Origin of the sequence: Marivivens sp. LCG002 (genome assembly GCF_030264275.1) — a bacterium.
In the GTDB taxonomy this organism is placed as follows: Bacteria; Pseudomonadota; Alphaproteobacteria; order Rhodobacterales; family Rhodobacteraceae; genus Marivivens.
Map to the genome: position 1 here is coordinate 66,573 of NZ_CP127165.1, position 22,537 is coordinate 89,109.

Consider the following 22,537-nt stretch of genomic DNA (forward strand, 5'->3'; position numbering starts at 1 on the left):
AAATGGCCGTTAGCCCGATCCGATAAGGGCACCTGCTGCAAAGACGAGAGCGCCGCCGAGCACCACCTGGAAAGCCGCGCGCAAGAACGGGGTGTCCATGTAGCGGTTCTGGATCCATGCAATGGCCCAAAGCTCGATGAAGACAACGACAAACGCGATGAACGTCGCGGTCCAGAAGTGCGGGATCAGATAGGGGAGCGCGTGGCCGAAGCCGCCCACAGCCGTCATAACGCCTGCCGAGATGCCGCGCTTGATCGGTGATCCACGGCCCGAGATTTGACCGTCATCCGAGGCCGCCTCGGTAAAGCCCATCGAAATGCCCGCACCGACCGATGCGGCAGCCCCGACAAGGAAGGTCGTCCAGGTGTCCTGGGTCGCAAAGGCAGTTGCGAAAATCGGCGCGAGGGTGGAGACCGAGCCATCCATAAGGCCCGCAAGACCGGGCTGAACCCATGTCAGAACGAACTGGCGGTGAGCCGTGTCTTTCTCGGTATCGCGGGTCTCGGTGTCGAGATGCGTGTTTTCAAGCTTGTTGGCGGTGTAGCTGTGCCCCGCCTCTGCAGCCGCAAGATCACCAAGGAGTTTGCGTGTGGCGGCATCTTGGGTGTTCGCGGCGGCTGTGCGGTAAAAGCGCTCGGCGTCCTGCTCCATTTTCTCGGCTTCTTCGCGCATGCGTTCAAGACCGAGATTCTCGATGAGCCAAACCGGACGGCGCGCGTAAAAGCCCGAAACATGTTCACGGCGGAGCAGTGGGATAACGTTGCCGAAACGCCGCGTATGAAGGTCGATCAGGCGGCGACGGTGCTCATCCTCTTCTTCGGCCATTCCGTCAAAAACAGCGGCAGAGGCAGGGAATTCCCCGCGCAGTCGCTCGGCATACATCCGATAGATGCGTGCGTCGTCCTCTTCCGAAGAAATGGCGAGAGCGAGGATTTCTTGTTCACTGAGGTCTTTGAAACGGCGGCGTGACTGAATGCCGGGGATCATGACTGGCTCCTTTTAGAATGATTCTAAAATAGACCCTTGAGGTTTGGTTGCAAGCGGAATGAAAAGGGCGGGGAAATCCCCGCCCGACTTTGTCAGTAGATCACGACAGAGCGGATCGACTCGCCTGCGTGCATGAGATCGAAGCCCTTGTTGATGTCTTCGAGCGGCATGGTGTGGGTGATCATCGGATCGATCTCGATCTTGCCGTCCATATACCAATCTACAATCTTCGGAACGTCGGTGCGGCCGCGCGCCCCGCCGAAAGCGGTTCCGCGCCAGCTGCGACCCGTGACGAGCTGGAAGGGGCGGGTGCTGATTTCCGCACCTGCAGGAGCAACGCCGATGATGATCGACTCGCCCCAGCCTTTGTGGGCCGACTCGAGCGCGGTGCGCATGACGTTGACATTGCCCGTCGCATCAAAGGTGTAGTCCGCCCCGCCGCGGGTCAGCTCGACCAGATGACCCACAAGGTCGCCTTTGACTTCACTCGGGTTGACAAAGTCGGTCATGCCGAAACGCTTGGCCATCTCGACTTTGCCTGGGTTGAGATCCACGCCGACAATCTGGTCCGCTCCGGCAAGGCGAAGACCCTGAATAACGTTCAGACCGATCCCGCCCAGACCGAAGACGATCGCGCGGCTCCCCAGTTCGACCTTGGCGGTGTTGATCACTGCGCCGATGCCTGTCGTGACGCCGCAGCCGATGTAGCAGATTTTTTCAAAGGGCGCGTCCTTACGCACTTTGGCGAGTGCGATTTCGGGAAGAACCGTGTGGTTCGAGAAGGTCGAGCAGCCCATATAGTGAAGGATGGGGGTGCCATCGAGCATGGAAAAGCGGCTGGTGCCGTCAGGCATGAGTCCCTTACCTTGGGTCGAGCGGATCGACTGGCAAAGGTTGGTCTTGGGGTTGAGGCAATACTCGCACTCGCGGCACTCAGGGGTATAAAGCGGGATCACGTGATCGCCGGGTTGGAGCGATGTCACGCCGGGACCCACTTCGAGCACGACACCTGCCCCCTCATGGCCGAGAATGGCAGGGAAAAGCCCCTCGGGGTCTGCACCGGACAGAGTGAATTCGTCTGTATGGCAAATGCCTGTTGCTTTGATTTCGACCAGAACCTCGCCGGCTTTCGGCCCCTCTAGGTTCACCTCCATGATCTCGAGCGGTTTGCCCGCCCCAAGTGCGACTGCTGCGCGCGTTCTCATGACTCTCTCCTCGTTTAGGTTGGCGCTAGGGTAGCGTCCACGCTGGAAAGCTCAATCTCTAGTCTCTGTTGTTTTGCGTGAATCGCGCTAAAATCTCTCAAAATAATTCATTGAAAGGATGCGTTGTGCGCAAGTTTTTGGTTCTTCCCGTTTTTCTCGCGGCCTGTTCGGGCGGTTATGTCCCGCCTGAGGCGCCTGCCTCGCCGCAACCGGCGTCCATGCCCGCCGTCGACACCTGCGAAGCCGCGAATTATGCGGGGCTCGTCGGTCAGCCAGCGACCGAACTGGAAAAGGTTTTGATCATGAGAATGGTTCGGGTGATCCGGCCTGGCGACGCAGTCACGATGGACATGCGCGCCGAGCGGATCAACTTCGAGGTGTCTGGGGAAGAAACCATCGAACGGATCTATTGTGGTTGAACCAACTTTGGTTGAACCAACGAAGTAATCCTGACGCCGCGCTCTGGGTGGGGGCTTGGTACGCCGCGCCAGGACTTACTTCGTATGGTTGTGTTTTGAGGGTTCATTGCGGCCATTGCGAGTGCGAAACATGAACTTTGCAAGGAAAGTTTGTGTCATTTTTGTGTTCAGGGGCTTTGCATCTTCTTGATTTGAGAAACAAAAGGCGCAACTCTACCAAGAATGACCATACAGCCGCCGATACCTTTTCCCGATCCGAACGAGCAGGTCGCGTTCCACAGGACCGAGCTTGGGATCATCCTTGGGCTTTATGGACGGATGGTCGCGGCAGGCGAATGGCGGGATTACGGGATATCGACACTCAAGGATCTGGCTGTTTTTGCTGTCTTTCGGCGCACCGCCGAGAACCCGCTCTACCGTATCGAAAAGCGCCCCAAGCTGCGCAACCGTCAAGGTCAATACAGCGTCGTGAGCATGGAAGGACAGATCCTCAAGCGGGGTAATGACCTCAAACAGGTTCTGAGTGTTCTGGAACGGAAGCTGATCCGCGCCGTCGACTGATCAAAGCCGCCGAATGGCAAGAACCTCTCCGCCTCCCTGAGCCGCTATCCTGAGACGGGCGTTTTGGAACGGTTCGTATTTCACTGCCATGTGATGGGCATTTGCATGGATCAGCGTTTCATCGTCGACCATCATTGCGACGTGACCTTTCCAGAAAACCAGATCACCCCGCTTGGCGAGGCCATTCGCATCGGTGCCGAGCGTTAACTGCATATCGCTGTCGGCAGGACAATCGATACCGCAGGCAAGCAAAGACGCCTGAACAAGGCCCGAACAATCGATCCCCAAGGTCGAGTTGCCGCCCCAGAGATACGGCACTCCGAAATGGAGCGACGCCACGGTCGCAGGATCCCCCAGCGGCATGTCGAGCGGTCTGAGATGGCTTTTGGGGATAAATCCGATCGTGGTTTCCCAGAACTTGCGATGTTCGAAGAGAACCGTGACCCGCGCCCCGAAGGTAAGGAATGCGACCTCGCGGGTTCTGAAATCGGGCTGGGGATAGGCATGCGTCGCAAGGCTTTGCACGAAATGGGTCGGTGCAGCGGTTCGGGCCAATGCCCCGCTTTCGACATAGCCGACATAGCCGTCGCGCTCTGCTCGCACAAAACTCCATCCCGCGTGGTCTTCAAAGACCCGAACAGAGGCACCGAGCAACAGCTGTCTGTCGCGTGCACCGTCGGGGGCGGCGCGGAGGTCGACGAGAGGACGCGTGACATTCAGGACTTCGCCTTCGACAAAGCGGTCCGCTTTGACCAAACCCTGAAGATCGAGCGCCGCGACCCTTCCGTTTGACGCTGTCGTTCGGCGGTCCATCAGAGGTTCAACAATTCTGGCAATGCCTCGAGAAGCGCGCGGGCGCCTTGGCCGACACCGCCCTTGGGGCGAGCCGGTGAAGATGACGGATTCCAGCCGTAGATGTCGAAGTGCATATAGGGGCTTTCGCCCGCGAACCGGCGCAGGAACAAGGCGGCCGTGATGGACCCCGCAAATCCGCCCGAAGGCGCATTGTCCAGGTCGGCAATCGCGGGTTCGATCATCTTTTCATAGGGGGCGTAGAACGGCATCCGCCAGACCGGATCCTTGACGAGCGCGGCTCCTTTGGCGAGTGCTTCGGCATGGTGTTCAGCGTCGGTGTAAAAGGGCGCCAGATCGGGCCCGACGGCAACACGCGCCGCCCCCGTGAGGGTCGCCATGGACACCATCAGATCGGGAGCGTCCTCGGCCCCCAAGGTCAGAGCATCTGCCAGAACAAGCCGCCCTTCGGCATCGGTGTTGTTGATTTCCACGGTTTTGCCGTTGCGCGCAGTCAGCACGTCACCTGGACGAAAGGCGTTGCCGGAAATCGAGTTTTCAACGGCAGGGATCAAGACGCGAAGACGCACCTCAAGGCCAAGCGCCATGATCATATGCGCAAGGCCCAGCACGGTCGCTGCCCCGCCCATATCCTTCTTCATCAGGCCCATCGAACTTGACGGTTTGATGTTGAGGCCGCCCGTATCGAAGCACACACCCTTTCCGACCAGAGTGAGCTTTGGCCCTTTGCTGCCCCATGTCATATCGATCAGGCGCGGCTGTCGAACAGAGGCGCGGCCAACAGTGTGAATGAGCGGGAAATTCTCTTGGATGAGGGCATCACCTGTTATGACATGGATCGCAGCGCCATGCTCATTTGCAAGAGCACGCGCCGCACTCTCCAACTCATCGGGCCCCATTTGTGCTGAGGATGTATTGATCAGATCCCGCGTGAGGAATTCGCCTTTGGCGATGGATTCGATCTTGTGGCGATCAATGCCTGTCGGAGCGACAAGGCGCGCTTTGGTCTGCGGCTGCGATTTATAGGCGTCGAACACATAACTTTCGAGAAGCCACCCAAGAGCAGCCTCTTCCATGTCACGCGGCGCGAGCGGGGTCTCAATCGCATAGGTGCCCTCGGGCAATTTGCTTGCCCCGTTTGCAACCCAGAAACGCCCCGCCTTTTGTGCTTGGGCCGAACCGATGCCGACGAGGGCGTGCTCTACCGTGCCATGGGCATTGGGAAGAGCGATCACCGACCCTGCCGCGGCCTTGAAGTCGTTTGCCCGTGCCCAATTGCGTGCCGTTTCGCCGAGTTGATCCAGCACCGCATCAAGGGTGTCGGGGGTGACGATCGAGACGGGCGTTGCGGCGGTATCGGCAGGGGCGAATTTCAAGATCAGGCTCCTCGGGATGTGTTGGCCCTACAGTATCTGACTTGAACCTGCCTTCAAGTGGCTCCGCCATGGCCCGACCATACCTCGACCATCGACGGTTCAGCGACGCGTTTAAGCCGCGCAAAGATAGAGGTGAGCGAACGGGCCTCTCCGCAGATGGCGGCGGTGCGCAGCGCGCTTGAGACTTTGGCGACCGAGCGCAGCCCGATCCCGTCGGCCAAAGAGCCAAGATCCATCGCCAGCGCAGAGGTCAGCTCGAACTGATCTTTGCCGATCGCTCTTTGCAGGCGATCCAGCAGTCGCGCGATGTTTTCGAGGGCATCGCAAATCTGTTCCTCTGCATCTTTGTGGCCGAGGTCGGTATAGAGCCTGCGCACGGGGTTGGGATCGAATTCGATATGCTCGTGGAACCGCAGCTGCACGACTGTGCTGGGCGAAGAGGGGGCAGGATTGGTTTTCAGGTCAAGTTTTTGCATGGATCGGTCATACGCCGAACTTGGTTCCCAACCTCTTTATCGGTGGGGCATTTTATCCCTCGAATTTCCTGAAAATCCGCAATATTAACAATGAAACTGCGACAGGGGACATGCCATGCAATTTGCCAAACCGCTGCCTGAGTATCTGGTTCGCCGCTATGCCGGCTGGAAGGCTACGACGCACGCCGAAAACAAAGCTTGGTATCGCCGTCTGGCAGACGAAGGCCAACGACCGCGCGCGATGGTGATTTCTTGTTGCGACAGCCGTGTCCATGTCACGTCGATTTTCGGGGCGGATCAGGGCGAGTTCTTTATCCACCGCAATATCGCGAACCTTGTTCCCCCTTATAAGCCCGACGGGCTTCAGCACGGCACCTCGGCTGCGGTCGAATACGCAGTGACGGCGCTCAAAGTCGCGCATCTTATCGTGCTTGGGCATTCGGGCTGTGGTGGTGTCAAAGGGTGCTACGACATGTGCACGGGTCATGCGCCCGAGCTTGAAGAGGAATCGAGCTTTATCGGCCGTTGGATGGACATCCTGCGCCCCGGTTTCGAGCGCCTCAAAGACGGTGACGAGGAAACCCGCACGCGCGATCTTGAAAAAGAGGCTGTGCTCGTTTCGCTTGAAAACCTGATGAGCTTTCCCTTTGTCTCGAAGGCTGTCGAGAACGGCGATCTGACGTTGCACGGTCTTTGGAACGATATCGGAGACGGCACGCTCGAGTGCTATCACCCCGCTTCGGGAACCTTTGACGCGATTTGATGAATTTTCGGGGCCAACCACGAGGGAGGAGAGGAGTCGACCCCGAAAGGCTCAAAATGCTTTAACTATGCGTCCGGACCAGTGTCTGCCGAAGCGTCGCGTGCAGCCTTGATCTTGAGAGCTGTAATGCGGCCGAGGCGTGCTTTGGAGGCAAGGTCCATTTCAGTTTCCTAAAGTCTTACTTGAATTCCCTTCCGGTTGCCGGCGACGGATGGATTGGGGGAAGCCGCCGCCGGACCGAGGAAGGTTGGTAAGCGACGGGTCTGGATTGGGACAGCCCCGCCACACCTTTAATCTACCCGCAAAGGTGGAAATTATCTCTATCGCCATTGTATTATAGGAGAGCGCAAACGGCGGTTGCCCCTATCCTATAGGATGGAAATTTGTAGAAATTTTTCCCCAATAAGACGAGTTGTGGGGTTCAATGCGTTCCAAAAACAAAAAAGCCCCACCTTAAGGTGAGGCTTTTCCGTCTGATTCTATCTGGGCGATTAGCCCTTTTTCAGGCAACGCTGACCGAGGACTTCTGCGATCTGGACGGCATTGAGCGCCGCGCCTTTGCGGAGGTTGTCCGAAACGCACCAGAAGTTGATGCCGTTTTCAACGGTCACGTCCTGACGGATGCGGCTGATAAAGGTCGCATAGTCGCCGACGCATTCGATCGGAGTGACGTAGCCACCCGCTTCACGCTTGTCGATCACCATGATGCCCGGAGCTTCGCGCAGAATGTCGGTTGCTTCTTCCCAGTCGAGGAAGTCTTCGAATTCCACGTTGATCGATTCCGAGTGACCGACGAACACGGGAACGCGCACGCAAGTGGCCGTGAGCTTGATGTTCTTGTCGAGGATCTTCTTGGTCTCGGTGACCATCTTCCACTCTTCTTTCGTGTCGCCCGAGTCGAGGAACACGTCGATGTGCGGGATCACGTTAAAGGCGATCTGCTTGGGATAGACGCTGGGTGCGACTTCCTGACCGGGGACATACATGCCCTTGGTCTGGTTCCAAAGCTCGTCGATGGCCTCTTTGCCCGTGCCAGAAACCGACTGATAGGTCGAGACGACGACGCGCTTGATCTTGGCGCGGTCATGCAGCGGCTTGAGGGCAACGACCATCTGCGCGGTCGAGCAATTCGGGTTCGCGATGATGTTCTTTTTGGTGTAGCCGACAACAGCGTCCGCGTTCACTTCGGGAACGATCAGCGGCACGTCGGGGTCGTAGCGATAGAGCGACGAGTTGTCGATCACAACGCAGCCCGAAGCAGCGGCTTTCGGAGCATAGGTCTTGGTTGCGTCCGACCCGATGGCGAAAAGAGCAATGTCCCAGCCGGTGAAGTCAAAGGCATCAAGATCCTGGGTCTTCAAAGTTCGCTCGCCAAAGCTGACTTCGGTCCCCAGCGACTTGCGGCTTGCAAGTGCGGCGATCTCATCGACCGGAAACTCGCGCTCGGCGAGGATGTTCAGCATTTCGCGGCCCACGTTACCCGTGGCGCCAACGACGACGACTTTGTAGCCCATTGGCCTTGCTCCTTGGTTTAAACGGGGGCCGTATACTGGCAAAGCGCACCAAGTAAAAGTGCCTTGTCAGTCTGTTCGGTCCTTGGCGAAAAGATAAATGACCAATCCAAAGCCGATCAGCCCCGCAAAGCACCAAAACAGAAGGCTATAGGCCTCGGCGGGAGAGGATGTTGAGGCTTGAAACGACTCGAACAACGGACGCGTTGCGAATTGGCTCAGGCCGACCGATCCGATGGAGAAGAGGTTCACCAAAGTCACCCCGCGACCCGTGAGATGGGCGGGGAAGAAACCGCGTGCATGCGCCACGATCATCGGGAACGACGCGCCGAAGAAACCGACGATCGCAAGCATAACGGTGGCTGCAACGATCCCGCTGGCGGGAAAGAGTGCAAGACCGATGAGCCCGAACATACCGATCAGGTTTCCACCCCAGATCACCCATTTGCGGGTCCCGAAGAGCCGATCCATCGGACCATAGGCAAAGTTCCCCGCAATCATCGCAAGACCCATGACAAGGGTAATGTTCCCGATTGTAGCGGTGTCCGCCCCAAGCACCGAGGCGGCATAGGGGCCCGACCAAAGCCCGCGAATACCTGCGGCAGGGATATAGTTCACGGCGACCATGACAAAGATCGGCCACAGGACGGGCATCTTCAACAGATCGAGCAGCGAACCGCGGTGCGCGGTTTCGACCTTTTCGGGGTCTTTGATGGTGAAAAAGAGCACGATTGCGACGACAAAGGTCAGGACGCCCACGATCAGCATCGTTTCGCGCCAGCCGATCACTTCCACGGCCCAAGCCGTTGGTGCCGAACTTGCAATATTGCCCAAAGAGCCGAAACCGAGCGTTGCCCCTGCGAGGGTTGCGAACATTGCCGGCGGAAAGACGCGGGCAAAAATGAAGTAGGAGGCCATGAGCACGGGCGAACACCCGATGCCGATCAGAGCCATCGCAAGGTTCACATGCCAAGGCGTGCTCGCGAAGCTGAAGACAATTGCCCCGCCGCCCGCAGCAACACCGAGAAGAACGGAAGTCGTGATCCTCGGCCCGATCCGGTCGAGGGCTTCCCCCACGGGAATCTGCATCAGGGCAAAGATCACGAACCACGTCCCGAGCGCGGTGGAGAGGCTTTCGGGCGTAACGCCGATATCAGAGGACAGAACCCCCGAGAACACAGCAAGAAACGCGCGATAGAACTGGCTCAGCCCGTATCCGACGATCAAAACAATAAGGCCAAGACGCATGCGAAAGCTCCTCCCCGAGACTTCGTAGTCATGTCTAGATAACGCAAGTTCCTCAGAACGCACGTTCTTTCACGACGGCTTCCCAATCTTTTTGCGACAGGGCGTAGCATTTCCAATCCTTTGCAGGCCCCCCGATCTCGAGCGCGGCGTCGTATCGGAACCGCGCGCCAAGCTTGGACGTGGCCTTTTGCGACCTGATGTTGTCGGGCGCGATGTGGAACCAGATTTCATCGAAATGGGCAAAGGCGTGTTCGTGCATGAGCCGCTTTACCGCAAAGTTCGTGGTCCCGCCCCAACGGCTGTTGGTCAGGAATGTGAACCCGATGGAAATGCTGTTTTCATGATCAGGCGCGGGGTAGAAACTTGATGTTCCGATAATTTCGCCCGATGCGCCGTCACGAATGGCAAGCGCATGTCCTGTTTCGAGCAGAAAATCGAAATAGGGATGAAACACTTCGGGTTTGTAGCGGTCTTTGGCGGGATGGCCTGCCCAAACTTCGGGATGGGCCGCCGCCGCAAAAAGCCCCTCGCGGTCCGCCTCGCAAAGCGGTGCGATAGCAATGCCGTAACCCGAGATCGAAGGCTGAGGATCAAAGCCGGTCATGCAAAGAGGTCCTTATAGGTTTCGCGCAAAGCGGCTTTTTGCACTTTGCCCATCGTGTTTCTGGGAAGCGCGTCGATCAGGATCAATTTGCGCGGCTGTTTGAACCTTGCAAGACGGTTCCCGAGGTTGAGCTGGATCGAGTCGAGGTCGGGCGTGGCACCTGATCTGGCGACGATGATCCCTACGGTCGCCTCGCCGAGGTCGGGGTGCGGCACACCGATCACCGCACTTTCAAGCACGCCTTCTTGGGTGTCGAGCGCTTCTTCGACCTCTTTGGGATAGATGTTGAACCCCCCCGAAATCACGAGATCCTTGGCGCGGCCGACGATGGTCACATAGCCGTCTTCGCTCTGCTGGGCGAGATCGCCTGTGATGAAGAACCCGTTCTCGCGGAGCTCTTCACGCGTCTTCTCGGGCATTTGCCAGTAGCCTTGGAACACGTTCTCGCCGCGCACTTCGAGGGTGCCTATTTCCCCGCGAGGAAGGTCATTTCCTTCGCTGTCGCAGACTTTGACCTCGACGCCGGGGAGTGGGAGCCCGACCGTCCCCGGTCGACGTTCGCCGTCATAGGGGTTCGAGGTATTCATGTTGGTTTCGGTCATTCCGTAGCGTTCAAGGATTTTGTGACCCGTGCGGTCGAAAAAGCGCCGATGCGTTTCCGCCAGCAGAGGCGCGGACCCCGACACGAAAAGACGCATGGTCTTGGTCAGTTCTTTGGTGAAACGCGCATCGCCGAGAAGGCGGGTGTAAAACGTCGGAACGCCCATCATCGTCGTTGCGGTCGGCATCCATTTGATAAGCGCATCCACATCGAGCTTGGGCAAAAAGATCATCGCGCCGCCCGCAAGAAGCGAGATGTTGGTTCCGACGAAAAGCCCGTGCGTGTGAAAAATCGGGAGCGCGTGCAGCAGCACGTCGTTTTCGTCAAATCGCCATTCGGAACAGAGCACTTCGGCATTCGACAAAAGATTGCGCTGCGAGAGCATCGCGCCTTTGGAGCGCCCTGTCGTCCCCGAAGTGTAAAGGATCGCAGCGAGATCGTCCTGTGATCGCTCGACCGTCTCGAACTCTTCGGGTTTGCCGGCAGCCTTTGCCGCCAGAGACCCGTTGCCGCTTTCGTCCATGGTAAGAAATTTTGCACCATAGCGGGACGCGACATCCGAAAGGTTTCCCGCTTTTTCGGGGTCTCCGATTAGAAGACCTGCCCCCGAATTGGAGACGAAATAGTCCACTTCATGTGCCGTATAGGCCGTGTTCAAAGGCAGAAACACGAGACCCGACTGGGCGCAGGCCGCATAGACGGCCAAGGCGTTGGGCGATTTTTCGACCTGAAGGGCGACGCGGTCCCCCGTTTTCAAACCCAGTTCCGCGAGAGCATGGGCATAACGTGCGGCAAGTTTCAGAAACCGGCCATGGCTCAACCTCGAACCATCGGGAAGGATGAGAAAGGTAGAAGTCTTGCCGATATGGCGTCCGAAAAGCCGATCAAAAAGCGGATTACCCATTGTGCCCTCAAAACTCGTTCGAGCGCGACTATCCCCAACATTTCGACCAAAACAAGGCTCTTTGCGGAGAGGGCGTCAAAGAGCCCTACTATGGCGTCCTTCGGGCATCGCGTAGGCATCGACTTCCTGAGCGCAAAGCCGAGCGATAAGGCGCGCGCTTCCGTTGAGTTGGATGACGCCATTCTCGATCACAAGCTGGTCGTGAAAACGCTCTCTCATCCGTGCGGTCATGGCAAAGATTTCGCTTTCCGTCTTGTGATGCCGCGCGGCAAGCGCTTTGCAGTCGACGGCAAAATTGCACATCAGGCTTTCGATCATATCCGAACGCAAAAGATCATCGTCTGACATCGTATGGCCACGTTCGGTCGCAAGATGGCCCTCTTCGATATGGGTTGCATATTTAGACGAGGCGGAGACGTTCTGCGCAAAGCCTTGGGGATAGCGCGAGATGGCCGAGGCTCCCATCCCGATCAGAACATCCGATGTGTCGTCCGTATAGCCTTGGAAGTTGCGGCGCATGGTGTTGTTGCGGTTGGCGAGCGCCAGACTGTCGTCGGGGCGGGCATAGTGGTCGATCCCGATTTCTTCGTAGCCGTCCCAGAGGAACAATTCGCGCGCGGTATCGAAAAGCTCGAGCCGTTGTTCGGCGCTGGGCAGCTCGTCTGCAGGGATCATGACCTGACGTTTCGCCATCCACGGCACATGGGCATACCCATAGAGCGCAACACGGTCGGGGCTGAGCGAAAGAACGCGCTGCACACTGTCCGCCATCCGTTCTTTGGTTTGGAACGGCAAGCCGTAGAGAATGTCCATGTTGAGCGAGGTGATCCCTGCGGCGCGGAGCATGTCGACAACGCGGCGCGTGTCTTCGAAACTTTGATCGCGACCGATGGATTGCTGGACGATCGGGTCAAAGTCCTGAACCCCGATCGATGCGCGCGTCATACCGATCTCTGCCAGAGCGTCGATGCGGGCTTGGTCCACTTCTGTCGGGTCGATCTCGACCGAAAACTGGAGATCCTCGGCTAGTGGCCGGAACGCCCGAACCGCAGCCCCAAGCTCGCGGATCATATAGGGCGGCAACAAAGTCGGAGTGCCCCCGCCGAAATGGATCTGGCTGATGATCACATCCTTGCGAAGGTTTCTTCCCACAAGCTCGAGTTCCTTCTTGAGGAGCGCAAGGTAGGGCACAAGCGGCCGATCCGTCGAGGTGCCTTGCGTGCGGCAAGCACAGAACCAGCAGAGCCGCCGACAATAGGGGATATGGAAATACAAAGACACTCTTGCGCCCGAAGGAATGGCGCTGATCCACTCTGTGGTTGTCGTTGGAGCGACATCATTCGAAAAATGGTTTGCAGGCGGATAGCTTGTGTATCTTGGCGCACGGGCGTCAAATAGTCCCAATTCGCGAAGTCTTTCATGAGAAACCATTGCATATCCTCGGGCAAAATGGATTAAGGTAAAGGCACTGCACGCGCGAACCGAGGGTCAAAGTTTGACGATACCACTGACCAATGAAATCCACTGCGGCGAGTGTCCGATCCGCCATCGGGCGGTCTGTGCGAAGTGTGACAGCGACGAGCTCGAACGGCTTGAAGCGATCAAGTATTATCGAACCTATGAAGCGGGCCAGACCATTGCCTGGGCGGGCGACGAGATGAGCTTTCTCGGCTCCGTGGTTCGCGGTGTTGCGACCCTGAGCCAAACGCTCGAAGACGGTCGCACGCAAATGTTGGGGCTTTTGCTCCCCTCGGATTTTATCGGCCGACCGGGTCGCAGCGCCTCGGCTTATGACGTGACAGCCGTGAGCGAAGTGACGCTTTGCTGTTTTCGTCGGCGTCCGTTCGAACAGTTGATGGCCGTTACCCCGCATGTTGCCGAACGGCTTTTGGACATGACGCTGGACGAGCTCGATGCAGCGCGCGAATGGATGCTGATCCTCGGGCGCAAAACGGCGCGGGAAAAAATCGCGAGCCTTTTGGCCATCATCGCGCGACGCGAATCCACTTTGACGATGGGTAATCTCAAGGGGCGTATCGAAATCAACTTGCCCCTCACGCGTGAAGCGATGGCCGATTATCTTGGCCTCACGCTCGAAACGGTGAGCCGTCAGATTTCGGCGCTCAAGCGAGAGGGGATCATCACGCTCGACGGCAAGCGCAAAATCCTTGTCGAGGACTTTGAAGCGCTGCTCGCCGAGACCGGTGACGATATGGACGGTGGTCTGATCGCCTGATCCGAATTTTATCGCGTTGTGGCGCATTAGTGCGCCATAACGAGCGGTATTTTTGTATATTCGAGCAAATCCCGCGTCGCGCCGCCAAGGATCGACTCGCGGAAGCGCGAGTGGCCATAGGCGCCCATCACGATGGCATCGATAGCGTGATCGATTGCGAAACGGGTCAGAACCTCGGAAATGCGCGGCATCGTTCTGGCAAGGATCGAGACTTCGGCTTTGACCCCGTGGCGCGCAAGCATCAAGCAAATCGCCCCTCCGGGATCAGAGCGTTCGGGAGAATGCGCAGGCGGGTCGACCATCACGATATGGACGCGGTGCGCCTGTTTGAGCACGGGCAGGGCGGCACGGATGGCGGCAAAGGATTCACTGCTTTCATTCCACGCGACCAGAACCTGACGGAAGGGCTCTCCTGAAAGAACCTCACCGTGCGGAATGACCAGAACGGGCGCGCCAGACCCGAAGAGTTCTGCTTCCAGAACCGTTACGTGTAGCGGGTTCTTTTGGGGGCCATAGGGTTTGGCGGCAACGACGATGTCGCAATAGCTCGCAAGCCGCGCAACCATGGCCTCGATCCCCATTTGCGGCACCACCGAAGGAATGACCGCCAAGGGACCATAGTCTTTGGGCAGAAGCGCAGTCACCCAAGCGGCAAGCTCTTCGGCGCTCTGGCGGGCGTCTTCAAGTGCGTTCACCGCAAGACTTGCCGCGCTCCCGATGGGAACGGCTTCGAAACGGGCGGGATCGATTCCGATGCAGTGCACGTCAAGATGCGCACCGCCTGCAACGGCGAGATTGAAGGCGCTCATCAGGGCATCATGGTCGGCTTCTTGATCGGTAACTACGACCGAAATCGTTTTGTAAGCCATCGGTTGCTCTCCCAAGTCGACGAATTGGATGGGGGAATCCCCTCCGTTCACTAGAAAAAGGACTATCAGAGCTTGGCGTCTGAAAACTTGACATGGATCAAGGCGGCGATCTCTCGCGAATGTGAAACCCCTAACCAGAGCTGAACAGCCTGCGCACGATTCTGCGTGGGCGAAATAAGGGAACGCTTGTTATGTGGGATTGGATCAAGATCGCGGTCTTTGGCATTATTGCCTTGCTGGCCGCACTCGCCGCGAACTTCGCGCGCGACCTGGCGTATCAGGTCCACGCGTTGATCGTGATGGCCGTCGCTGCTGGCATGTTCATCTGGACTGTCCGCCGCACAGGAGAACCTTCGGTGCCTGCACCGACCGGTTATAATGATGGCGTCATTCGTTATGGTGTTATCGCAACTGCTTTTTGGGGCCTTGCCGGTTTTCTGGTTGGCACCTTTATCGCTTTTCAGTTGGCCTTTCCGGCGCTGAACTTTGAATTTCTTCAAGGCTTCGGCAACTTCGGTCGCCTTCGCCCGCTGCACACTTCGGCGGTGATCTTTGCGTTCGGTGGTAACGCGCTGATCGCGACGTCGTTCTATATCGTGCAGCGCACCTCGGCGACGCGCCTTTGGGGCGGCAACCTTGGTTGGTTTGTGTTCTGGGGCTACAACCTCTTTATCGTTCTGGCAGCGACGGGCTATCTGCTCGGTGCGACCCAGTCGAAAGAATATGCAGAGCCCGAATGGTATGTCGACCTCTGGCTGACCGTTGTTTGGGTTGCCTATCTTGCCGTCTTCCTCGGCACGATTATCAAGCGCAAAGAGCCGCACATCTATGTTGCGAACTGGTTCTTCCTATCGTTCATCGTGACCGTGGCCATGCTCCACGTCGTGAACAACCTCGTTGTTCCGGTATCGATCTTCGGTTCGCGCTCGGTTCAGGTGATGGCAGGTGTTCAGGATGCGATGACCCAGTGGTGGTATGGCCACAACGCTGTGGGCTTCTTCCTGACCGCAGGCTTCCTCGGAATGATGTACTACTTCGTGCCCAAACAGGCCGAACGCCCCGTCTTTTCGTACAAGCTGTCGATCATCCACTTCTGGGCACTGATCTTCCTCTATATCTGGGCAGGTCCGCACCACCTCCACTACACCGCGCTTCCCGACTGGGCTTCGACCCTCGGTATGGTGTTCTCGATCATCCTCTGGATGCCGTCCTGGGGTGGTATGATCAACGGTCTGATGACGCTTTCGGGCGCATGGGACAAGATCCGCACCGACCCGATCATCCGTATGATGGTCTTCTCGCTGGGCTTCTATGGTATGTCCACCTTCGAAGGCCCGATGATGTCGATCCGCGCGGTGAACTCGCTGTCGCACTATACCGACTGGACCATCGGTCACGTCCACTCCGGCGCTCTTGGCTGGAACGGTATGATCACCTTCGCAGCGCTCTACTTCCTGACGCCGCGCCTTTGGGGTCGCCAGTCGCTCTATAGCCTCAAGCTTGTGAGCTGGCACTTCTGGCTCGCCACCATCGGTATCGTGCTCTACGCCGGCTCCATGTGGGTCACGGGCATCATGGAAGGTCTGATGTGGCGTGAAGTCGATGCGCAGGGCTTCCTCGTGAACTCCTTCGCCGACACGGTAAGTGCGAAATTCCCGATGTATGTCGTTCGCGGCATGGGCGGGGTGCTCTATCTCACCGGCGCGATCATCATGTGCTACAACCTCTGGATGACTGCCTTCAGCAAGCGCGTGCCTGCTGCAGTCGCCACCCCCGCAGAATAAGGAGAACTGATTATGGGTATCCTTGATCGCCATAAGGTTCTTGAGAAAAACGCCACTCTGCTGCTTATCGGTAGCCTTGCAGTGGTCACTATCGGCGGGATCGTTGAAATCGCTCCGCTGTTCTATCTGGAAAACACCATCGAGGATGTAGAGGGCGTTCGCCCCTACTCCCCGCTGGAGCTGGCAGGTCGCGAGATCTACATCCGTGAGGGGTGCTACGTCTGTCACAGCCAGATGATCCGTCCGATGCGCGACGAGGTCGAGCGCTATGGTCACTATAGCCTCGCAGCCGAGTCCAAATACGACCACCCCTTCCAGTGGGGGTCGAAGCGGACGGGTCCCGACCTTGCACGTGTCGGTGGTCGCTATTCCGACGAATGGCATGTCGACCACCTCACAAACCCGCAATCGGTCGTGCCCGAGTCGGTCATGCCGAAGTATGGCTTCCTTGCGAATGCCGTCATCGAGCCGACCTACATCACAGACCTGATGGAAACGCATGCGATTGTGGGCGTTCCCTACACCGAAGAGATGATCGCAGAAGCCCAGGCCGACTTCCTTGTGCAAGTCGATCCCGACGGCGACTACGATGGTCTTGTCGAGCGTTATCCGGGTGCAGTGGTAAGCAACTTTGATGGCCAAGACGCCGTGACCGAAATGGACGCGTTGATCGCCTATCTCCAGATGCTTGGCACTTTGGTCGACTTCTCGACCTTTACCCCCGACGCAAGCCGGTAAGGGAGGGCGTGATGAACTATCACATCCTACGTGAAATCGCAGACAGCTGGGTTCTTCTGGCGCTGTTCCTCTTCTTCGTGGGCGTGTTTTTCTGGGCTTGGCGCCCGGGAAGCCGCGCCACCCACGATGACGCCGCTGCGGTTGTTTTCCGCAACGAGGACGCGCCTGCCCAAGACAGCAACATCGAAGGTGCGGAGGCTCGGGTATGAGCAAGAAGACGCAAGATAAACACGAAGTCGAGACGACCGGCCACAGCTGGGACGGTATCGAAGAATACAACAATCCTCTCCCGCGTTGGTGGGTTTGGGTCTTCTATGCGACCATCGTTTGGGGGATCTGGTACACGATCGCCTATCCTGCTTGGCCGATGCTCAAGGGCGCGACGGCAGGCTATCTCGGCTTCTCGACCCGCGCGGACGTTGCCGCCGATATCGCAGCCGTCGAAGAGCAGAACGCCGCTCTGACCACCGAGCTTGCCTCGATCGATCTGACGACGCTTGCGGATAATGCCGAGCTTCATCAGTTCGCCATCAACGGTGGTGCCGCCGTGTTCCGTGCCAACTGTTCGCAGTGCCACGGCTCGGGTGCCGCAGGTGCCAAGGGTTATCCGAACCTTCTGGATAACGACTGGCTCTGGGGTGGCAGCATCGAAGACATCGCTTTCACGGTCACGCACGGTATCCGCAACGAACAGTCGGGCGATGCCCGCTGGGTCGAGATGCCCGCCTTTGGCGACATCCTCGAAGAAGGCGAGATCGACGCGGTTGTGAACCATGTCCTTTCGATTTCGGGTCAAGAAGCCGATGCGACCCTCGCAGCGGCAGGCGAGCCCCTTTTCCTCGACAACTGTGCCTCGTGCCACGGTGATGCAGGCGAAGGCAATCGTGACTTCGGTGCACCGACGCTCAACGATGCGATCTGGCTTTATGGCGGTGACTTCGACACGCTCAAGGAAACCGTCACCAAAGCACGCTTTGGCGTGATGCCCGCATGGAGCGAAGAATTCCGCCCCGGTGTCGGCCTCACGGCTGCCGAAATCAACGCTGTTGCGGCTTACGTCCATCAGCTCGGCGGCGGCGAGTAACCACAAGCAGAATACCCGGCGGCGTGTTGCAGCCACGCCGCCCGGTTCCATCGGTCCAGCCCCTGTTCGCGCATGACGCAGGACTGATGGCTCCCTCTGGCGAGAGGGCGGAACCTCCGGTCGGGAATTTTCCCCGCACCGGAGGTTTTCGCATTCCAGCGGCCTTTGTTCACAGTTGGCACAATCTTGATCTGGGTCAAAGAAGGTGACTCGGAGCCGTGCAAAAAGGACCATGCGAACAGATCTGAAATTTTAGGATTCCTTTATGTCCTCCTCCGATACACCGCCGTCCCTTTACGCCGCTCGGGAACCTGTTTTCCCGCGCCGTGTCTCGGGTTTTTTCCGCTCGATGAAGTGGGTCATCATGGCCGTCACTTTGGGCATCTATTACCTCACCCCCTGGATCAGGTGGGACCGTGGGCCGGAATTGCCCGATCAAGCGGTTCTGGTCGACCTTGCAGGTCGGCGGTTCTTTTTCTTCTGGATCGAGATTTGGCCTCAGGAGTTCTATTTCGTCGCAGGCCTTCTTATCATGGCGGGTCTGGGGCTGTTTCTGTTTACCTCGGCGCTTGGTCGCGTCTGGTGCGGTTATGCTTGCCCCCAGACGGTCTGGACCGATTTGTTCATCCTCGTCGAGCGTTGGGTCGAGGGCGACCGCAATGCACGGGTCCGTTTGTGGAATGCCAAATGGGACCTACGCAAGTTCCGTCTTCGCATCACGAAATGGGTCATCTGGGTTCTGATCGCTCTCGCAACGGGTGGTGCTTGGGTCTTTTATTTCACTGATGCGCCGACGCTTTTCACCGCTCTCCTGAATGGTACGGCGCACCCCGTCGCTTATACGACGATGGCGATCCTGACTGCGACGACCTTTGCCTTTGGCGGGATCGCGCGCGAGCAGATTTGTATCTATGCCTGCCCTTGGCCGCGTATTCAGGCTGCGATGATGGACGAAGACACCATCACCATCGGCTATCGCGAATGGCGCGGAGAGCCGCGTGGCAAGCTCAAGAAGGGTCAGGAAACGGGCGAGCAGGGCGATTGCATCGACTGCATGGCCTGTGTGAACGTTTGCCCGATGGGCATCGACATCCGCGATGGGCAACAGATGGAGTGCATCACCTGCGGCCTGTGTATCGACGCTTGCGACGACATGATGGAGAAGATCGGCAAGCCGCGTGGTTTGATCGACTATCTCGCACTCAAGGACGAAGCGGCAGAGCGTGCAGGTCAGGCCCCGACACCGATCCTACAGCACATCCTGCGTCCGCGCACGATCCTCTACACCTCTCTCTGGTCGGCTATCGGTGTTGCTCTTGTCTTTGCGCTCTTTATCCGCCCCGAGATCAATATGACCGTGGCCCCTGTCCGCAACCCGACCTTTATCGTGCAATCCGACGGCACCATCCGTAATGTCTATGACATCCGTCTCCAGAACAAGCATGGTGAGGCAAGGCCTTTCGGTCTCTCGGTAAGTAATGGGTCCGATTTGAGCATCGACGTCGAAGGTGTTGACGGCACGCTGGTTACCGTGCCTGCTGACGAAACCTATCAGGTGCGCGTCTATGTCGACGCCCCTGCGACTTCCGACGCTGCCCATGCAGAGCGCACGCCCTTTACCTTCTGGATCACCGATCTGACCAACAATGACCGCGCCTACAAAGAAACCATCTTCAACGGACGGGAGAACTAGGATGACTGCATTTTTCCGCGGCCCGATCACCGGCCCCAAGTTTTTCGCCATCTTCGCTTCGTTCTTTGTCGTCATCATCTCGGTCAATCTCGTGCTGGCCTATAGCGCGGTAAAAACCTTTCCGGGTCTCGAGGTGAAAAATTCTTATGTGGCGAGCCAAACCTTCGACAAAGATCGCCAAGCGCAGGAAGCGCTTGGCTGGACCATCGACGCGCGGGTGCAGCACGGCGAGCTTCATCTGATGATCACCGATGCGGACGGCAAGCCTGTCGAGGTAAAGTCTGTCAACGGAACCTTTGGCCGTGCCACGAGTGTGCGGGACGACCAAGCGCCCGCATTTGTCTTTGACGGAACGATGTATCGTGCGCCTGTGACCACCGCTCCGGGAAACTGGAACCTTCGTTTCGAAGCGCTGGCCCAGGACGGGACCCTGTTCAAACAGCGCGTGGTTGTGATCGTAGAAAGCTGAGATCATGAGCGTTTCCGAAGTGCCCTCAGTCGCCGCTTGTCCGGCTTGTATCGCGACCCCTCTGGCCATCGAGCGGGCCAAGGGCACAGCGGCAACTGCGGATCAGGAGTTTCAACTCTCGTTGCCGACGGTTCATTGTGCGGCCTGTATCTCGGCCATCGAGAATGGCTTGATGGCCACTGACGGCGTTGCAGATGTGCGCGTCAACCTCACACGCAAACGCGCGACCGTCAAAGTCTCTGCGGGGATTTCGGTCGAAGACATCGTGGAGCGCATCGCCTCTTTCGGCTATCAGGCCTCGCCGCTGGATATGGCCACGCTGACCGCGGGGGAATCCGACCGCGCGTCTCGGGATCTGGCCATGCGGCTCGGCGTCTCGGGCTTTGCGATGATGAACGTCATGCTGCTTTCGGTCGCTGTCTGGTCGGGCGCTACCGATGCGACGCGGGATCTCTTTCACTGGATTTCCGCCGGGATCGCGCTTCCGACAATCGTGTTCGCGGCGCAACCCTTTTTCAAAAGCGCTTGGTCTGTTCTGAAAGTCGGACGCCTGAACATGGACGTTCCGATCTCGCTCGCCATTTTCTTGGCTTCGGTCATGTCGGTGTTCGAAACCATGTCGGGTGGTGCGCACGCCTATTTCGATGCTGCTTTGTCGCTGACGTTCTTCTTGCTTGCCGGACGTTATCTGGATCAGAGAATGCGCGGTGTGGCTCGGTCAGCGGCGACCGAACTTGCCGCTATGGAGGCGCCGATGGCGCTTCGGTTGAGGAATGGTCATGCCGAGACGATTGCCCTCAAACATGTGGTCGTTGGAGATATTCTCCTTGTTCAACCCGGCTCGCGTGTGCCCGTAGACGGCACCATCATCAAAGGCGCAACCGAGCTTGATCGCGCGTTTCTCACGGGTGAGACGGACCTTGTTCCTGCTGGTGTAGGTGATTTCATCCGTGCAGGCGAGGTGAACCTTACCGGTGCTATCGAAGTCCGTGCTGATGCCGTCGGTGAAGATACATTGCTTCACGGCTTGGCCGATCTGGTTTCGGTCGCCGAGCAGGCCAAGTCACGATATAACTCGCTCGCGGATCGCGCCGCCCGCATTTACGCGCCTTTGGTGCATTTGCTGGCATTGGTCGCTTTCGGGCTTTGGCTCTGGCTCAGCCATGGTGACGTGCGGCTCGCTCTGAATATTGCGGTTGCGGTTCTCATCATCACCTGTCCCTGTGCGCTTGGGCTCGCTGTGCCTGCGGTTTCGACCGTTGCCTCGGGACGTTTGTTCAAAGCGGGGCTCTTGGTCAAACACGCGAGCGCGCTCGAAAGGCTTGCCGAAGTGGACCACGTGGTCTTTGACAAAACGGGCACTTTGACCCTCGGACGGCCGAGTTTTCATAGCGCACATCAATTGAGCAAAGAATCTCTTGCGATAATGCACGCCTTGGCCCAAAGTTCGGCGCATCCGCGATCCAAAGCGATCGTAGAAGTGACGAAAGACATGTCTTTACCTTGGGTAAACTTGTCGGATATCACCGAATTGCCCGGACAAGGCGTTGAGGGTCAGTGGGAGGAGCTGACTGTCCGACTTGGCCGGGCAAGCTGGGTGACGAATACTCCCCAGAGCAAGGGCACGATGTTCATGGTTGAAGGCCATGAACCCGTGCAGCTTTCTTTTGAAGATGCGCTACGACCCGGTGCGCGGGAACTTGTCCAAACGCTTCGCGAGCGCGGGATTCCGATGACCCTATTGTCCGGTGACACCGAGGCCGTTGTTGCCGATCTTGCCCGTGATCTTGGGATTCCCGCCTATCAGGCGGACATGATGCCCGATGAAAAGGTTGCGGCTGTGCAGTCGCTTCAGGCCAAGGGTGCCAAGGTTTTGATGATCGGGGACGGCCTCAATGACACCGCTGCGCTTGCTTCGGCACATGTGTCGGCGGCGCCTGCCTCGGCGCTCGAAGCCACCCGAGTCGCTTCGGATTTTGTTCTGGTGTCCCAAGATTTGTCGAATATCGGGCGTGCCATGCGCCTCTCGAAGTCTGCAAGAACGCGTATTCTGGAGAATTTTGCCGTCGCGGCTGTCTACAATTTGATAGCGGTGCCCATTGCGTTCATGGGTTTTGCAACTCCGCTTGCTGCGGCAATTGCGATGTCGACGTCTTCGATTATAGTTTCCCTTAATGCATTAAGGGTTCGATAACG

General features: G+C 58.0%; 22 protein-coding genes. 11 read left to right on the forward strand and 11 right to left on the reverse strand.

All coding sequences use genetic code 11. The annotated features are described in order from the left end of the window. Window positions 1-9: 9 nt before the first annotated feature. Both mbfA and QQG91_RS00325 read right to left on the reverse strand, forming a co-directional pair. Window positions 10-987, reverse strand: coding sequence for an iron exporter MbfA (gene mbfA, locus QQG91_RS00320; RefSeq protein WP_285770995.1), 978 nt, complete (start codon window positions 985-987; stop codon window positions 10-12). A 92-nt stretch (window positions 988-1,079) separates the two neighbouring features. Further along, on the reverse strand, window positions 1,080-2,192 hold the full coding sequence (locus tag QQG91_RS00325; protein ID WP_285770996.1) for an S-(hydroxymethyl)glutathione dehydrogenase/class III alcohol dehydrogenase: 1,113 nt from the start codon (window positions 2,190-2,192) through the stop codon (window positions 1,080-1,082). A gap of 125 nt (window positions 2,193-2,317) precedes the next feature. On the opposite strand from QQG91_RS00325, the gene QQG91_RS00330 reads away from it, so the two are divergent. Together QQG91_RS00330 and QQG91_RS00335 are read left to right on the forward strand one after the other, a co-directional pair. Next, a complete protein-coding gene (locus QQG91_RS00330) occupies window positions 2,318-2,611 on the forward strand; it encodes an I78 family peptidase inhibitor (RefSeq protein WP_285770997.1) in 294 nt (97 codons plus the stop codon). 222 nt (window positions 2,612-2,833) lie between these two features. Beyond that, window positions 2,834-3,172: a DUF2794 domain-containing protein gene (locus QQG91_RS00335; protein WP_285770998.1), complete on the forward strand. Its 339-nt coding sequence runs from the start codon at window positions 2,834-2,836 to the stop codon at window positions 3,170-3,172. Here QQG91_RS00335 and QQG91_RS00340 read toward each other — a convergent pair whose 3' ends face one another. The 3 genes from QQG91_RS00340 to QQG91_RS00350 are packed head-to-tail and all read right to left on the reverse strand — an operon-like array spanning window position 3,173 to window position 5,837. After that, the gene (locus QQG91_RS00340; protein ID WP_285770999.1) at window positions 3,173-3,985 is read right to left on the reverse strand and encodes a C40 family peptidase; all 813 of its coding nucleotides are present in this window, start codon (window positions 3,983-3,985) and stop codon (window positions 3,173-3,175) included. After that, window positions 3,985-5,367, reverse strand: coding sequence for a leucyl aminopeptidase family protein (locus QQG91_RS00345; RefSeq protein ID WP_285772368.1), 1,383 nt, complete (start codon window positions 5,365-5,367; stop codon window positions 3,985-3,987). Before QQG91_RS00345 ends, QQG91_RS00340 begins: the two co-directional genes overlap by 1 nt. Window positions 5,368-5,414: 47 nt before the next feature. Then, window positions 5,415-5,837, reverse strand: a complete 423-nt coding sequence (locus tag QQG91_RS00350) for a hypothetical protein (protein WP_285771000.1) — start codon at window positions 5,835-5,837, stop codon at window positions 5,415-5,417. A gap of 115 nt (window positions 5,838-5,952) precedes the next feature. Here QQG91_RS00350 and QQG91_RS00355 point away from each other — a divergent pair, with 115 nt between their 5' ends. Beyond that, window positions 5,953-6,600: a carbonic anhydrase gene (locus QQG91_RS00355; RefSeq protein ID WP_285771001.1), complete on the forward strand. Its 648-nt coding sequence runs from the start codon at window positions 5,953-5,955 to the stop codon at window positions 6,598-6,600. 491 nt (window positions 6,601-7,091) lie between these two features. Here the strand turns inward: QQG91_RS00355 and QQG91_RS00360 are convergent, their stop codons facing one another. The 5 genes from QQG91_RS00360 to hemN all read right to left on the reverse strand — a co-directional run bounded on the left by QQG91_RS00360 (window position 7,092) and on the right by hemN (window position 12,899). Next, on the reverse strand, window positions 7,092-8,114 hold the full coding sequence (locus tag QQG91_RS00360) for an aspartate-semialdehyde dehydrogenase (RefSeq protein ID WP_285771002.1): 1,023 nt from the start codon (window positions 8,112-8,114) through the stop codon (window positions 7,092-7,094). A 66-nt stretch (window positions 8,115-8,180) separates the two neighbouring features. After that, the gene (locus QQG91_RS00365) at window positions 8,181-9,359 is read right to left on the reverse strand and encodes an MFS transporter (protein ID WP_285771003.1); all 1,179 of its coding nucleotides are present in this window, start codon (window positions 9,357-9,359) and stop codon (window positions 8,181-8,183) included. Between the two features lie 52 nt (window positions 9,360-9,411). Beyond that, window positions 9,412-9,963, reverse strand: a complete 552-nt coding sequence (locus QQG91_RS00370) for a GNAT family N-acetyltransferase (protein WP_285771004.1) — start codon at window positions 9,961-9,963, stop codon at window positions 9,412-9,414. Then, a complete protein-coding gene (locus QQG91_RS00375) occupies window positions 9,960-11,468 on the reverse strand; it encodes a malonate--CoA ligase (RefSeq protein ID WP_285771005.1) in 1,509 nt (502 codons plus the stop codon). The genes QQG91_RS00370 and QQG91_RS00375 overlap by 4 nt, the downstream gene beginning before the upstream one ends. 75 nt (window positions 11,469-11,543) lie before the next feature. After that, the gene (hemN, locus tag QQG91_RS00380; RefSeq protein WP_285771006.1) at window positions 11,544-12,899 is read right to left on the reverse strand and encodes an oxygen-independent coproporphyrinogen III oxidase; all 1,356 of its coding nucleotides are present in this window, start codon (window positions 12,897-12,899) and stop codon (window positions 11,544-11,546) included. 64 nt (window positions 12,900-12,963) lie between these two features. Here hemN and fnrL point away from each other — a divergent pair, with 64 nt between their 5' ends. Beyond that, on the forward strand, window positions 12,964-13,704 hold the full coding sequence (fnrL, locus tag QQG91_RS00385; RefSeq protein ID WP_285771007.1) for a transcriptional regulator FnrL: 741 nt from the start codon (window positions 12,964-12,966) through the stop codon (window positions 13,702-13,704). A 26-nt stretch (window positions 13,705-13,730) separates the two neighbouring features. Here the strand turns inward: fnrL and QQG91_RS00390 are convergent, their stop codons facing one another. Further along, window positions 13,731-14,573 carry a universal stress protein gene (locus QQG91_RS00390; RefSeq protein WP_285771008.1) on the reverse strand — a complete coding sequence of 281 codons (843 nt, stop codon included), beginning with the start codon at window positions 14,571-14,573 and terminating at the stop codon, window positions 13,731-13,733. Window positions 14,574-14,764: 191 nt separating this feature from the next. Between QQG91_RS00390 and ccoN the strand changes: the two genes are divergently transcribed. The 7 genes from ccoN to QQG91_RS00425 all read left to right on the forward strand — a co-directional run bounded on the left by ccoN (window position 14,765) and on the right by QQG91_RS00425 (window position 22,535). After that, entirely contained in the window at window positions 14,765-16,357 is a 1,593-nt protein-coding gene (ccoN, locus tag QQG91_RS00395; RefSeq protein WP_285771009.1) for a cytochrome-c oxidase, cbb3-type subunit I, read from the forward strand. Between the two features lie 12 nt (window positions 16,358-16,369). Continuing rightward, the gene (gene ccoO, locus QQG91_RS00400; RefSeq protein WP_285771010.1) at window positions 16,370-17,095 is read left to right on the forward strand and encodes a cytochrome-c oxidase, cbb3-type subunit II; all 726 of its coding nucleotides are present in this window, start codon (window positions 16,370-16,372) and stop codon (window positions 17,093-17,095) included. Window positions 17,096-17,106: 11 nt separating this feature from the next. Then, window positions 17,107-17,304, forward strand: a complete 198-nt coding sequence (locus QQG91_RS00405; protein WP_285771011.1) for a cbb3-type cytochrome oxidase subunit 3 — start codon at window positions 17,107-17,109, stop codon at window positions 17,302-17,304. Then, the gene (ccoP, locus tag QQG91_RS00410) at window positions 17,301-18,179 is read left to right on the forward strand and encodes a cytochrome-c oxidase, cbb3-type subunit III (protein WP_285771012.1); all 879 of its coding nucleotides are present in this window, start codon (window positions 17,301-17,303) and stop codon (window positions 18,177-18,179) included. The genes QQG91_RS00405 and ccoP overlap by 4 nt, the downstream gene beginning before the upstream one ends. Window positions 18,180-18,444: 265 nt before the next feature. After that, complete coding sequence (gene ccoG / locus QQG91_RS00415; RefSeq protein ID WP_285771013.1) at window positions 18,445-19,872, forward strand: cytochrome c oxidase accessory protein CcoG; 1,428 nt, start codon at window positions 18,445-18,447, stop codon at window positions 19,870-19,872. Window position 19,873: 1 nt separating this feature from the next. Beyond that, a complete protein-coding gene (locus QQG91_RS00420; RefSeq protein ID WP_285771014.1) occupies window positions 19,874-20,341 on the forward strand; it encodes a FixH family protein in 468 nt (155 codons plus the stop codon). Window positions 20,342-20,345: 4 nt separating this feature from the next. Continuing rightward, window positions 20,346-22,535 carry a heavy metal translocating P-type ATPase gene (locus QQG91_RS00425; protein WP_285771015.1) on the forward strand — a complete coding sequence of 730 codons (2,190 nt, stop codon included), beginning with the start codon at window positions 20,346-20,348 and terminating at the stop codon, window positions 22,533-22,535. Window positions 22,536-22,537: the final 2 nt, after the last annotated feature.